The organism is Flavobacterium sp. GW823-FHT04A11, from assembly GCF_058796535.1.
In genome coordinates this window covers 3,103,433-3,116,536 of sequence record NZ_CM179503.1, presented here as the reverse complement: position 1 = coordinate 3,116,536, position 13,104 = coordinate 3,103,433, and the positions used below count along the sequence as shown (strand labels likewise).

At 33.0% G+C, this 13,104-nt stretch carries 13 protein-coding genes; 1 reads left to right on the top strand and 12 read right to left on the bottom strand.

The window, feature by feature from the left end; translation table 11 throughout:
- Positions 1 to 902 precede the first annotated feature (902 nt).
- From AC3QL1_RS13355 to rpsF, 5 genes are all read right to left on the bottom strand, one after another.
- Positions 903 to 1,376 carry a DUF6495 family protein gene (locus tag AC3QL1_RS13355; RefSeq protein ID WP_492492040.1) on the bottom strand — a complete coding sequence of 158 codons (474 nt, stop codon included), beginning with the start codon at positions 1,374 to 1,376 and terminating at the stop codon, positions 903 to 905.
- 116 nt (positions 1,377 to 1,492) lie between these two features.
- On the bottom strand, positions 1,493 to 4,663 hold the full coding sequence (locus tag AC3QL1_RS13350) for a TonB-dependent receptor (RefSeq protein ID WP_492492038.1): 3,171 nt from the start codon (positions 4,661 to 4,663) through the stop codon (positions 1,493 to 1,495).
- A gap of 100 nt (positions 4,664 to 4,763) precedes the next feature.
- Positions 4,764 to 5,204 (bottom strand): 50S ribosomal protein L9, encoded by a 441-nt coding sequence (gene rplI / locus AC3QL1_RS13345; protein WP_294932810.1) that lies wholly within the window; start codon positions 5,202 to 5,204, stop codon positions 4,764 to 4,766.
- A gap of 67 nt (positions 5,205 to 5,271) precedes the next feature.
- Positions 5,272 to 5,568 carry a 30S ribosomal protein S18 gene (rpsR, locus tag AC3QL1_RS13340; protein WP_002987043.1) on the bottom strand — a complete coding sequence of 99 codons (297 nt, stop codon included), beginning with the start codon at positions 5,566 to 5,568 and terminating at the stop codon, positions 5,272 to 5,274.
- 5 nt (positions 5,569 to 5,573) lie between these two features.
- Positions 5,574 to 5,915, bottom strand: coding sequence for a 30S ribosomal protein S6 (gene rpsF / locus AC3QL1_RS13335; RefSeq protein WP_007810575.1), 342 nt, complete (start codon positions 5,913 to 5,915; stop codon positions 5,574 to 5,576).
- A 177-nt stretch (positions 5,916 to 6,092) separates the two neighbouring features.
- Here rpsF and AC3QL1_RS13330 point away from each other — a divergent pair, with 177 nt between their 5' ends.
- A complete protein-coding gene (locus tag AC3QL1_RS13330) occupies positions 6,093 to 6,791 on the top strand; it encodes a LytR/AlgR family response regulator transcription factor (protein ID WP_492492037.1) in 699 nt (232 codons plus the stop codon).
- Here AC3QL1_RS13330 and priA read toward each other — a convergent pair.
- The 7 genes from priA to nadC all read right to left on the bottom strand — a co-directional run bounded on the left by priA (position 6,788) and on the right by nadC (position 13,024).
- Positions 6,788 to 9,238, bottom strand: a complete 2,451-nt coding sequence (gene priA / locus AC3QL1_RS13325; protein ID WP_492492035.1) for a replication restart helicase PriA — start codon at positions 9,236 to 9,238, stop codon at positions 6,788 to 6,790. The genes AC3QL1_RS13330 and priA overlap by 4 nt on opposite strands.
- A gap of 33 nt (positions 9,239 to 9,271) precedes the next feature.
- Positions 9,272 to 9,610: a HepT-like ribonuclease domain-containing protein gene (locus AC3QL1_RS13320; RefSeq protein WP_492492033.1), complete on the bottom strand. Its 339-nt coding sequence runs from the start codon at positions 9,608 to 9,610 to the stop codon at positions 9,272 to 9,274.
- On the bottom strand, positions 9,603 to 9,902 hold the full coding sequence (locus AC3QL1_RS13315; protein ID WP_492492032.1) for a nucleotidyltransferase family protein: 300 nt from the start codon (positions 9,900 to 9,902) through the stop codon (positions 9,603 to 9,605). The genes AC3QL1_RS13320 and AC3QL1_RS13315 overlap by 8 nt, the downstream gene beginning before the upstream one ends.
- Before the next feature lie 34 nt (positions 9,903 to 9,936).
- Positions 9,937 to 10,686, bottom strand: a complete 750-nt coding sequence (gene bla-B1-FLAV, locus AC3QL1_RS13310) for a subclass B1 metallo-beta-lactamase (RefSeq protein WP_492492030.1) — start codon at positions 10,684 to 10,686, stop codon at positions 9,937 to 9,939.
- Between the two features lie 14 nt (positions 10,687 to 10,700).
- Positions 10,701 to 11,132, bottom strand: coding sequence for a DUF2147 domain-containing protein (locus tag AC3QL1_RS13305; protein WP_492492028.1), 432 nt, complete (start codon positions 11,130 to 11,132; stop codon positions 10,701 to 10,703).
- A gap of 1 nt (position 11,133) precedes the next feature.
- The gene (locus tag AC3QL1_RS13300; RefSeq protein ID WP_492492026.1) at positions 11,134 to 12,057 is read right to left on the bottom strand and encodes a YihY/virulence factor BrkB family protein; all 924 of its coding nucleotides are present in this window, start codon (positions 12,055 to 12,057) and stop codon (positions 11,134 to 11,136) included.
- 109 nt (positions 12,058 to 12,166) lie between these two features.
- Positions 12,167 to 13,024, bottom strand: a complete 858-nt coding sequence (gene nadC, locus AC3QL1_RS13295; protein WP_492492024.1) for a carboxylating nicotinate-nucleotide diphosphorylase — start codon at positions 13,022 to 13,024, stop codon at positions 12,167 to 12,169.
- Between the last annotated feature and the right edge of the window lie 80 nt (positions 13,025 to 13,104).

Sequence of the window (13,104 nt, the reverse complement as noted above, 5' to 3'; positions counted from 1 at the left end):
AATATAGAGAATGACTCAATATCATAGAAAGTTGATTAGGCGATCTACAAATTTGTTATTTAGAATTTAGATTCTAAAAATTGAATCATGATTTTTTTCTGCGAAAGCAAATTGAATTTAAAATTAAACACAACAATACTTTTCATTTACAAATCCTCTACCGGGGTTTGGAAATAAAAAGCGTCCTTTATGTTTAAAATTATAAAACAAATTTGCAATTGAATTAAAATTGACTTTTGGAGTAAATTTGATTTTATCCAAATTATTAAGAAATAAAGCCAAAATGATAAGTATACTTAACGCAAATTTGATAAAGAGAGTAGATGTCAATTCCATAAATTAAATGAATTAAGTTATATTAAAAATTTTCACTTTAATAAGACATCAAAAACAGTAATTAATATTATTTGATAAAACAATTCAACTATGTTATTGGTGTCATTTGCGAAAAGTACAAAAGTGATTTTGTTTAACTTTTCTTTTACTAAAATTAAGAAAAACCAAAATATAAAACAAGAATAAAATTCCTATATTTTTAAAATGATGAAATTTTTAAAAATAAGAAACCCTACAAAAACTCAATAAAATCAAGGCTTTACAACAGAAAATGAAGTGTTAGAGAAATCATAAAAAAAACGATATTTTTTTATAAAAATGTTAAAATGTAAGTTTAGGATTACTTTTTATATTTTATAACACGTTGAACAACAGCTAAAAAATATTATTTGAAAAGTAAAACTTACATATTTTTATACAAATCCAAAACTTTGCACATTTCGAAAAAAACAGGTAAAAATACGGGGTAAAAAAAACAGAAAAGTTTAAACAAAAGTTAAATCACCTAAAAAAGGTAAATAATTTAACATCAATCATTTACCTTTTTAAAAATTTAACTATAACGATTAAGCTTCAATAATGGTATTAATTTGCTTAAACAACTGTCCGTCACTCAAAAAAGCACCTTGCTGAATCAATTCAAAAATAGAAGCATTTCTATCTTCAGTGAATACTTTTTTCCCTACTTTCATTTCAATCGTTTCAGTAAACATATTATCACTTAGCCATTGCAAACCTTCTTTAGTTAAAAAATCAGTTTCCGGAACCAACGATTTTAAAACGATAGATTGAACATGTTCTTCAAAACACTGAAATAAAAAGATATGGTTTTTAGAAAAATGTTCTAAAAATTCAGCTCTCGACAAAACACCTTCCCAAATTAAATCTGAAAAAACATCCAGTTCCTGTTCTGCTACTTCTGGTTTATTTATCTTAATAGAATCCCACTCTGCTTTATCAATTGCCTGTGTAGCCAAAAAACTGGCAAATTCTGCATGCAATTCATCAAATTGCTCTTTTGTTAATCTTGCGTATTTCATTATCTTTTCTTTTATTAAAAACACTTATAAGGCTTTATGAATTTATAAACGTAAAATATAGTCCATAAAAAAGCCCTCACAAATGCGAGGGCAAATTTATAACTTTTTTTTGCTTACTAGAAGATATATCTGATACCAAATTGCGCCTGCCATCTAGATGTTAAACTGGCATCATAACTAAACGTTTTGGTTTGCGTGTTATTAAAAGTATATGTTGGCGTATTTCCAACTACTGTAACTCCAATTGGCTGAACGCTTGTAGGAACCTGAACAACTCCCCAATCAGAATTAATTAGATTTCCGAAATTCAAAATATCGATACTAAACTGAATCGTATTCTTTTTCTCCGATGCCGATGAAACCCTGAAATTATAATCCTGTAATAATTTCAGATCACATCTTCCTCTCCACGGCGATATTGCTCCATAACGCTCTGCATATTGCCCTCTCCTGTCTCTCATATATTTATCCTGAGAAATATATCGGTCAAAAGCTTCGCCTTGTCCAGGCGCGCTAAAGTTCATCAACGCAATTTCTGCTGTTGTAGGGATATAAATTAAATCATTTACACTAGAACCGTCCCCGTTAATATCTCCTCCGTAGGTGTAGTTAAAACGTCCGCCCTGAGCATATTCAAGAAATGTCGAAACAGTTGTTGCCCATTTGTCTTTTCCATATTTCCATTTTTTAGAAGCAACTCCAATAAAACGATGATTATCTCCGTATTTTGAATTCGAAAGAACTGCAGTATTCACATTTCCCAAAGCCGGATTAAATGAAAAAGCATCTCCCGTAATTTCAGCCTCAATAGAGTTCACATCTTGTGATTTTAGATAATTGTATGCGACACTTGCATATAAACCATTTTCAAAAGTTTTCTGCAATTTAACCGATGCGTTAAAAGCGCTTCCTTTATCAGAATTTGTCATGACATAAGCATTATTAGCGCCATGATCTGCCGCAACATAAATTGCTCTGTTGTCAACGCCGGCCAAAACTCCCGTTGGATCCTTTAATCCCCAGTTTTGAACCTGCACCGCATTTATATCTTTATTATAAGATAAATCAACCGTTACAATGTAGTTACTTTCAAATCTATGATCGAATCCTAAACTTGATCTCCAGACTTGTGGCCATTTATAATCAGGATCCATAATCTGGAAGAAACTGTCATCAGCACCACTTACCTGATTTCCTAACCAGACAAACGGAATTCTTCCTGTAAAAATTCCGGAACCTCCACGAAGCTGAGAAGTTGCATCTCCTTTTACATCCCAGTTAAAACCAACTCTTGGCGACCAAAGGATTCTGTCACTTGGCAAATCGGTAGAAATTAATTTCACAGCCTGACCCGTTTGCGGATCGTAATAATCGATACTATTATCTCTTCCTGAACCGCCGTTATCCGTGTCAATATATTTCTGAATCAAATCTGCCGTATTAAAATACAAAGGTTTATCAATTCTTAATCCTACAGATAATTTAAAATCATCATGTAAACTAATATCGTCTTGCGCATAAAAAGCTAATTGACCTACATTTAATTCAGCCAGTTTCCATCCGCCATCAGTTCCAACTTCAAAATTGCTTTTGGTATTATAAACATCCTGAGCATATTGCAAATTTTGCGCAATAATACTGGTTGCATAAGGCTGTGCAGCATCATTTAGGAAATCCTGTGTGGTGAAATAAGGAGTGAAAAAAGTTCCTGCATAACCATTCGGGTTTCCGAAATTATCATAACCGCCCAGATTAAAAGAGTTTTTAAATCCGAATTTTTCGAAAGAAGCACCAAAAGTAAACGCATGTTTACCAACTGCGTAAGTCAAATTATTAGTAATCTGAATCACTTTTTGATCTAAAGTATTATTGATCGAAAATGGTTCATGTCCTGCAATAATATAATTTGATCCTGCTCCATCCTGAATATTAATTACCGGTGCCGGAACAGAAAACGGAACCCTGTAGTCATTAAAATGAGAATATCCTGCCTGAAATTTATTCGAAACTTTCTCGCTGAATTTTGAGTTCAATTCAATTAAAAAAGAACTTAGATTATTATTAATCTGGTATCCCGAATTTTGAAATTGCAAAATCGATGCATTCGGACCTCTAAATCCAAGGGCTGTCGGATGCGCCGGTTTATCTTTGGAAGCATCCAGAAAATTATAAATAACAGCCAGTTTATGGTTATCGGTAATATTCCAGTCCACTTTAATAATTCCTTTATTGGAGTTTGATTCGTGAATAAATCCCTGATAAGCGCCCGGGTCATATCCTAAGCCTTTCAACGCATTTGAAACTGCAATCAAATCAGATTCTAAAACTCTCGATTCATTAATTCCCGTAACGCCATCATTATTATTGGCTACAAAATTGGAACCTAAATCGCTTCTTTTATCAATTTCAAAATTTCCAAAAATGAATAATTTATTTTTAATAATGGGAGCTCCCAAACTAAAACCCGCCTGAGTTTGTTCTAATGTTGGTACAAATATTTTTTCTCCTTTAATTTTGCTTCCCGTTAAATCCTGATTTCTGTAAAATGCATAAGCGGTTCCATGAAACTCATTCGTTCCTGATTTTGTAACGGCATTTACAGAAGCGCCTGTAAAACCGGACAAGGTTACATCATAAGGAGCAGTCGCAACCTGAATTTGTTCGATTGCATCTAATGAAATAGGCTGTGCACCCGTTTGTCCTCCCGGAGTTGCAGCATCCAATCCAAACGGATTATTAAATACCGCACCATTTAAAGAGTAATTGTTATACTGATCATTTCTTCCTCCAAAAGATCCGCCGCTTGCAGTTGGCTCTAAACGAGTAAAATCCTCAGCCGATCTGGAAATTGTTGGTAATGCCGTTAATTCTCTTCTGCCAATAGTAGTTTCTGCACCGGTTTTTCCGCTTTTAAAAACTTTATCTTTCGCAACTACCTTAACTTCTTCCAGCGCCTGACTTGCATCAGCTAAAATTACATCTATATTAAATGGTTTTCCTAAATCAAGATATATGTCATTGTATTCCTGATCCTGAAAGCCTACAAAAGTCACTGTAATTTTGTAAGGCCCGCCAATTCTCATATTCAAAATATTAAACCTTCCGTCTTCATTGGAAACAGCTGAATATTTTCCGCCAGTCGGAGTATGAATGGCTAAAATACTAGCTCCGGGTAAAAGCTCGTTGGTTGAACTTTTTACAATACCCTTAATACTCGACGTTGTTGTTTGCCCTGTGACCGTGGTTAAGGCCAGCAAACATACCATTAATGCAAAGATTTTTTTCATTTTCCTGATTTTGAGTGAGTTATTTCATTCAAAATTAGGCAAAAAAAAACCACTCCTAAGAGTGGTTTTTATATTTTATTAACAAGAAGTTAACAAAATGTTATTTTTCAGCTACAATCTCGTATGGTAAGTCAACGATAACATCTCTGTGTAAACGGATGCTAGCAGAATATTTTCCTGTACGTTTTACGATTCCGCTTGTGATGAATTTTCTATCAATAGCGTTACCTGATTTCTCTAAAGCTTCAGCAATGTCGATGTTTGTGATAGAACCAAAAAGTTTCTCTCCACCAGCTTTTGCAGTAAGTTTAATTTCAAGAGCTTTTAAAGTTTCAGCTAATGCTTTTGCATCAGCAACAACTTTAGCTTCTTTGTGTGCTCTTTGTTTTAGGTTTTCAGCCAAAACTTTCTTTGCAGAAGGTGTAGCCAATTGCGCGAATCCTTGAGGAATTAAAAAGTTACGACCGTAACCAGCTTTTACTGATACTACATCATCTTTAAATCCTAAGTTTTGTACGTCTTGTTTTAAAATAAGTTCCATGTTGTTGTCCTTATATTTTAGAAGTTAGGTTCTGCATAACAGAAACCAGCGACTAGAGAGTTTTTAATTATTTTAATAAATCGGCCACGTATGGCATTAAAGCTAAGTGACGAGCTCTTTTTACAGCTACAGAAACTTTTCTTTGGTATTTTAATGAAGTTCCAGTTAAACGACGAGGAAGAATTTTTCCTTGCTCATTAACGAATTTCAATAAGAAATCAGCATCTTTATAATCAATATATTTGATTCCTGATTTTTTGAAACGACAATACTTTTTAGTTTTGTTAGTTTCGATGTTTAAAGGCGTTAAATATCTGATATCTCCGTCTTTTTTTCCTTTTGCAGATTGCTCTATTGTAGACATAATAATTAAGCTTTAGTAGATTTTAATTTTGCTCTTCTTCTCTCCGCCCATGAAATAGCATGTTTGTCTAAACTTACAGTTAAGAAACGCATAACTCTTTCGTCACGTCTAAATTCAGTTTCAAAAGCAATTAGAACTTCTCCAGCTACTTTGAATTCGAATAAATGGTAAAAACCACTTTTTTTGTTTTGGATTTCGTAAGCCATTTTTTTCAGACCCCAATCCTCTTTCGATACCATTTCAGCTCCTCTACTAGTAAGAAATTCTTCAAATTTCGTTACTGTTTCCTTCACCTGAACCTCAGATAAAACGGGATTTAAAATGAAAACAGTTTCATAATGATTCATAAATACAATATTTATTTGTTAAAATTGGGTGCAAAAGTAATTATAATATTTAAATAAACAACTCTTTTTTACGTTTATTCGTTGTAATGTAAAAAATAAACGCCAAATTTAGTTTTTTTACTAAAATAATAATATATTTACTACTGCTATCCCGATTTTATTTAAATTTTAAATGTTATGAAACTAAACTGTGTTGTTGTAGATGATAGTTCTATACAAAGGACGATTATTGCCAAATTAGTCAATAATCATCCCGGTTTGCATTTAATTGGTGACTTTTCAAACGCAATTGAAGCTAAAAGCTGTATTGCCTTAAATAATATAGATTTAATATTTCTAGATATAGAGATGCCTGTTATTAATGGTTTTGATTTCCTTGACGGATTAAAAACAAAACCACAAATTATATTTATCACATCTAAGGCAGAATATGCTCTGAAAGCCTTTGATTATGACGCCACCGATTATCTTCAAAAACCTATCGCCGTAGATCGATTTAATGCTTCTGTAAAAAGAGCAATAGATATGCATTTACTTAAAAAAGATGTCAAAGAAGAAGAAGGAGAACATATTTTCATCAAAAGTAATCTAAAAAAACTCAAAATTTTCACCGCAAAAATCAAATGGATTGAAGCTTTTGGAGATTATGTAAGAGTTGTAACTGAGGATGATAGTAATCTGGTTCTTTCTACAATGAAATCTTTTGAAAACGATTTATCAAAAGATAAATTCATTCGTGTACACAAATCTTATATTATTAATATTGATAAAGTAGAACGCTTTAACAGCAAATTTGCCGAAATTGGAATTACAAAAATTCCATTAAGCCGAAACAAAAAAGAAGATCTGGTAAAAGCATTATCTACCCCGTCTTAATAAAAATCGACGTTTACAACTGTCTTAATAGCTCTGTATTGAGCAACAGCCTCAAAACTATTCAACATTTTCTGAATAGTTTTTTTTGTGCCTCCTAACGGCAGATTCTGAGGGATTTTTATCAAAATAGTTCTTATATATTCATTTCGTATTCTGCTGATTGCCGGCTCTTCCGGACCTAAAACAGGCATATTCAAATTTTGACTCAAAACCTGATACAGCCACATCGAACCTTCTTTCAATTTATCAAAATCACGATGTTTCAGAGTCAGTTTTATAATTCTGAAATAAGGCGGGTATTTATAAATCTGGCGATCATACAATTGCTCCTTATACATACCTAAATAATTATGTGTTGTAACCTGCTGTATGGTATTATGATCCGGATTATAAGTCTGAATAACAACTTTTCCCTGTTTTTCTGATCTTCCTGCCCTTCCCGCAACCTGTGTCATCATTTGAAAACTACGCTCAAAAGCTCTAAAATCAGGATGATGCAGCATATTATCGGCATTCATGATACCAACCAGACTTACATTATCAAAATCCAGACCTTTGGCCAGCATTTGTGTTCCGACCAGAATATCAATTTCCCGATTTTTAAACGAATCAATAATTTTTTCGAAACCATACTTTCCACGTGTAGTATCCTGGTCCATTCTTCCGGTTTTTGCATTCGGAAAAAGAGAAATTAATTCTTGCTCAATTTGCTCTGTTCCAAAACCTTTCGTTGTTAAATCTATACTCGAACAACTGTGGCAATGCGTTGGTTTTGCAATTGAGTAGCCGCAGTAATGACAACGCAATTGATTTTTATGTTTATGAAAAGTCAGACTCACATCGCATTGCTGACAATGCGGAACATGACCACAAGTCATACATTCTATGATAGGCGAATAACCGCGTCTGTTTTGAAACAAAATCACTTGTTCGCCCAAAGACAACGCTTCTGCAATTTCCTCTATTAAAAGATCGCTAAAATGCCCGGTCATTTTTTTTCTGAAGTGTTTGTCTTTTAAATCAACCAAAAGCACTTCAGGCATTCGAACATTATTAAAGCGCTCCGTAAGCGTCACCAAACCATATTTGTCCGTTTGTGTATTAAAATAGGTTTCAATACTTGGCGTTGCAGAACCTAAAAGCACTTTGGCATTATGAAAATTCGCCAAAACTATTGCTGCATCTCTTGCGTGATATCTTGGCGCAGGATCGGTTTGCTTAAAAGTCTGCTCATGCTCTTCATCGACAATTAATAATCCTAAATCAGAAAAAGGCAAAAACAAAGACGACCTTGCTCCTATTATAATTTGAGCTTTATTTGCATTTTCAAGCGTTTGTTTCCAGACTTCTACCCTTTCATTATTACTGTATTTCGAATGAAAAACAGCCACTTTATCTCCAAAATGAAGTCTTAAACGAGAAACCAATTGTGTTGTCAAAGCAATTTCCGGAAGCAAATACAAAACTTGTCTTCCCGTTGCCAGATATTCTTCAATTAGTTTAATATAAATTTCTGTTTTTCCGCTTGACGTAACACCGTGAAGCAGACAAACTTCTTTCTCTTCAAAATTTTGTTTGATTGCTGTAAAAGCCGTTTCCTGCGCGGCACTTAATTGCAATTGTTTCTCTGAAGCTTTTCCATCAAAAGAAACCCTGTCTTGCTGTAAAAGATATTCCTCAAAGATTTCTTTATCAATTAAAGCTTTTACAACTGCTGCAGAAGAATTCGAAACTTCGACAAGTTTTTTTACCGTTATAGGTTTCTTTTCTGAAGCACGTAACTGAAAAAAAGCTAAAACAATTTCCTTTTGTTTGTTGGCATTTTTCAACACTTCCAGTAATTCGTTTAAACCTTGATCTGATTCATATTTAGAATGTAATTTCACATAACGAATCAATTTTGGCTTGTAACTTTCTTTTATTTCTTCTTCTAAAACAATAATATCCTTGTCCATCATTTTTTGAAGAATGGGGAAAATATTTTTTTTATTTAAAATAGAAATAATCTCCTGAACTTTTAAAGAACTCTGATTTTGCAAGGCTTCATAAACCAAAAATTCTTCGTCAGAAAGTTCGTTTTGATTTACAATAACATCTGTTTTATGCGAAATAATAGTTTCACTTTCCAACAATAATCCACTTGGAAAAGCGCCGCGATAAACATCGCCAATTCCGCACATATAATAATTAGCAACCCAAAGCCAGTGTTTAATCTGAATTTCGGTTGCAATAGGTTTTTCGTCTAATATTTGATGAATTTCTTTTGCATCATACAAAGTTGGTTCGTTTTGATGCGTATCAATAACCAGAGCTGTATAAATTTTGCTTTTACCAAAAGGTACCGCAACCCGCATTCCTTTTTTAATGAAATGAAATTCGGCCTCAGAAATACGATAAGTAAAGGTTTTGGCTAAGGAAAGTGGTAAAACAACTTCGACAAAAAACATGGAGATAATTTATAGGATTTGAATAATTTAAAATTATTCTGAAAGCATTTTTTCTACTTCAGTTTTAAGAATTGGAAGCTGTTTAATAACGATTCCCCAAATTATATCATCAGATACTGAGTCGTAACCATGAATAATTCTATTTCTTACTGCAACAATTTTTCTGGAATCTGAAATTTGAATTTCACTGTTTTCTTTTAAAATTCTATTCATTGCTTCACCAATGATTTCTATATTCCTTTCAACTGCACGTTTTGTGCGTAAATCATTTTGATATTTTTGAAATTGCATTGGCTGACCTGTAAAATAGCTTTCAATTTCATTTATAGAACTTAAAATATCAAACAACCACGTTTTAATATTATTATCCATAAATTAATTGTCTTTGTTTATCAAGATTCTGCTTAAAATAAGGGTTTTTAATCGCTTTTTCTTCCAGTAAATCAATTGGTCGTTTTAAAATTTCTTCTAATGAAAACTTAAGATCAAAATAATTATCGGCATAATCCAAAACATCTAAATTTTGAAAATCGACTACTAAATCTACATCACTTTTATCATCAAACTTTTCTGTAAGTACGGAACCAAAAGCATATAAAGCCTTTACTTTATGACTTTCACAAAGTTTTGATATATCCGATAAATGATTTTTTAAAAAGTTCATTAGTCTTAATTTAATTTTCAAATATAAGCAAAAATTACTTTTTATTTAATGCCTTAGCAGAAGCAGCATTATAATCCTGAACTAACTTTAAAGTATGATTTAAAGATTGCGTATTTTTCCAGTCTTCGTGACCCGGAATAATATAAATTGGTTTTTTAAATTTTGTCTGCACTTTTTTAATAGATTTCTCCCATTCTTTCACGTCAGAATTAGCCAGATATCCTAAATCTTTTGCCTCAGCACTTTTTATAAAACAGGCTCCATAAAGCACTTTTTCTTTATCAAACCAAACCACAATATTATCTGGTGCATGTCCTTTTCCCGGATAGTATACTTCAAAAGTATGCTGACCAACAGTAAATGTAGTATCATTAGGAACTATATATTCAGCTCTTTTCTTGTTTTCCTTTTTAAGAATCTCGTCTGTTAATTTGCCCGAATACGTTTTTACACCCTTTTGTCTGTAAAATTCCAGACCGGCCGACCTGTCATCGTGAGAATGCGTTGCAAAACACATCACGACATCTTTTTTATGTCTCGCTTTAATAGTATCTAATAAAGGCTGAAATTGTGTTTCATCCCAAGGTGCATCAAACAATACAACTCCTTTATTAGTAACAAGATACATGGCGTTTGCAGAAATCATGGTTCCATCATAATCATGAAAGGTTCTATAAACATAAAAGTCACCCGTAAGATGACTTATTTGTAATGGCGAATTCTTAGTTTGTGCAAAAGTATTTGACAGCACTAAGAATAAAATTATTGATGCTAATTTTCGCATTTTATTTTATTAAATTAATTCTTTGCTCTTACCCAGTACTGTGTTCTTCCCATGATAGCAATTCCCACGTAACCGCGAAGTTTTAGTTTATCAGCAGATTCAAGTTCTATATAACACTTGTATTTTTTACCGTTTGTAGGATCCAAAATTGTTCCTCCGCTATATTCAGAACCGTCTTTCTTAAGACCGTTAATGATCACCATACCCAGAATTGGTTTGTTTTTGTCGGCGCCTTCACATTTGGCGCAAACATCTTTTTTATGATCGGCACGAAGTATGTCTACCACCTTACCGTATATCTTTCCTGATTTTTCGTAAATCTCTACTACTGATTTTGCTTCTCCCGTTTCATCATCAATTGTTTTCCATTTTCCAATTACACTTTGGCTTTGAATTGTACCTAATGTTAGAAAAAACAACCCAATCGTTAACATCCAATTTTTCATACTATTTATTTTTTTTTTGTTTTAATTTTCTGATACTAGCGTTCAATTCAAACCCTAAAAGCAGAATCATACAGTTTATCCAAATATAAAACATTAGAATTAATAATGTGCCAATAGAACCATAAAGTTCATTATATTTTGAGAATTTTATAACCCAAATCCCAAAAAAGAATGAAGATATAACAATTAAGACCGTTGTAAAAACAGATCCAATACTAATAAAAGGTACTTTGCTGTATTGTTTTGTTCCGTAACGCAATAATATTGAGGATGTTACTAAAATCATTGTCAAAACAAACAAATACCGGCCCAAAATGATAAGGGGAATACGATCACTCAAGACATCCTGAATAATTGTCTTTTGAATAAATACCTCAAAAACAACAATTGTTGCCACAGTTACAAATAATATAATAGTCATAACCAGCGAAATAGCCAGGGCGACTAAATATTGACTAAAAAATCCGCGTTTATCAAAGACATGTTTCGATGATTCAAAACCACTTAAAATTCCGTTTACACCATTTGCCATCAAAAAGATAGAAAGCAAAAATCCCGAGGATAATAATCCGGAATGACTATTATTTAAAATATCACTGATGATTTTATTAATGGCGTCATAGGTATTTGGCGGAACACTTTGCTGCACAAACAACAAAAAATCGGCCTGGAAATTATCAATTGGAATAAAAGGAATTAAGTTTAAAATAAATAAGGCAAATGGAAATAAAGCCATAAAAAAGCTAAACGAAACGGCACTCGCATGATAAGAAAAAGCCCCTTCGAGTATACCAAGTGTATACATTTCGAGCAAATCGTACAGCGAAAAACCTTCCAGCCAAGGCAATTTTATATTCTTAAAAAACCGGACTATCAATCGTACTACCGGTACTTTTTCGAGCCGAGCTTCTATCTCCTGAGACATATTTTTGATTTTAGATTGATGAGTTCAGATTTTAGATTTTAGTCCAATCCCGAAACTTAGAGCGGGAAATATTTTTTAAACTCATAACTTATAACTCACAACTCCTAACTTAAAAAGCCTTTAGGCTTAAATCCATATTATAAACAGAATGCGTCAAAGCTCCCGAAGAGATATAATTAACACCGCATAAAGCATATTCACGAATGGTTTTTTCGTTGATATTTCCAGAAGATTCTGTTTGGCATTTGCTGCCAATTAAAGCCACTGCAGTCTTAGTATCTTCGTAATTAAAGTTGTCGATCAAAATTCTATGAACGCCTTCACTCAATAAAATTTCACGGATTTCATCTAAATTTCTGGCTTCAACAATAATTTTCAAATCTAAATTATTGGCTTTTAAAAATTCCTTAGTTTTTTTGATTGCCAAAGTTATTCCGCCCGCAAAATCAATGTGGTTGTCTTTAAGCATCACCATATCATACAATGCAAAACGGTGGTTTTCACCGCCTCCAATTTTCACTGCCCACTTTTCGGCAACTCTAAAATTTGGTGTTGTTTTACGTGTATCTAATATTTTTGCGCCCGTTCCTGCCAAAAGCGCTGCGTATTGATTGGTTTTTGTAGCAATTGCAGACATACGCTGCATGGTATTTAAAACGACTCTTTCTGATTTTAGAATTGATTGTGAACTTCCGGAAACCTCAAAAACAACATCACCATATTCTACATGCGTTCCATCTTCTATATACGTCTTAACTTTTAGCTTTGGATCTACAAATTCAAAAATCATTTTCGCCAACGCGACACCGGCAATAATTCCCTGATCTTTTACTAATAATTTAGCCTGACCGTGCGCCGTATCCGGAATACAAGCCAATGAACTATAATCTCCCGTGCCTACATCTTCTCGAATTGCGTTGCTAATCAATAATTGTAATTCGGCTTGAAATTGTATTTCGCTAATCATTTTTCTTAAATTTTATGAAATGCTAAAGTAGAACATATTTTGTGGATTTGAAAGTGTACTGTCTGTGAAAAATTTATTAA

Coding starts and splice junctions, on each gene's coding strand:
- AC3QL1_RS13355 (WP_492492040.1), bottom strand. CDS start 1,376: ATGAAATACGCAAGATTAACAAAAGAGCAATTTGATGAATTGCATGCA.
- AC3QL1_RS13350 (WP_492492038.1), bottom strand. CDS start 4,663: ATGAAAAAAATCTTTGCATTAATGGTATGTTTGCTGGCCTTAACCACG.
- rplI (WP_294932810.1), bottom strand. CDS start 5,204: ATGGAACTTATTTTAAAACAAGACGTACAAAACTTAGGATTTAAAGAT.
- rpsR (WP_002987043.1), bottom strand. CDS start 5,568: ATGTCTACAATAGAGCAATCTGCAAAAGGAAAAAAAGACGGAGATATC.
- rpsF (WP_007810575.1), bottom strand. CDS start 5,915: ATGAATCATTATGAAACTGTTTTCATTTTAAATCCCGTTTTATCTGAG.
- AC3QL1_RS13330 (WP_492492037.1), top strand. CDS start 6,093: ATGAAACTAAACTGTGTTGTTGTAGATGATAGTTCTATACAAAGGACG.
- priA (WP_492492035.1), bottom strand. CDS start 9,238: ATGTTTTTTGTCGAAGTTGTTTTACCACTTTCCTTAGCCAAAACCTTT.
- AC3QL1_RS13320 (WP_492492033.1), bottom strand. CDS start 9,610: ATGGATAATAATATTAAAACGTGGTTGTTTGATATTTTAAGTTCTATA.
- AC3QL1_RS13315 (WP_492492032.1), bottom strand. CDS start 9,902: ATGAACTTTTTAAAAAATCATTTATCGGATATATCAAAACTTTGTGAA.
- bla-B1-FLAV (WP_492492030.1), bottom strand. CDS start 10,686: ATGCGAAAATTAGCATCAATAATTTTATTCTTAGTGCTGTCAAATACT.
- AC3QL1_RS13305 (WP_492492028.1), bottom strand. CDS start 11,132: ATGAAAAATTGGATGTTAACGATTGGGTTGTTTTTTCTAACATTAGGT.
- AC3QL1_RS13300 (WP_492492026.1), bottom strand. CDS start 12,057: ATGTCTCAGGAGATAGAAGCTCGGCTCGAAAAAGTACCGGTAGTACGA.
- nadC (WP_492492024.1), bottom strand. CDS start 13,024: ATGATTAGCGAAATACAATTTCAAGCCGAATTACAATTATTGATTAGC.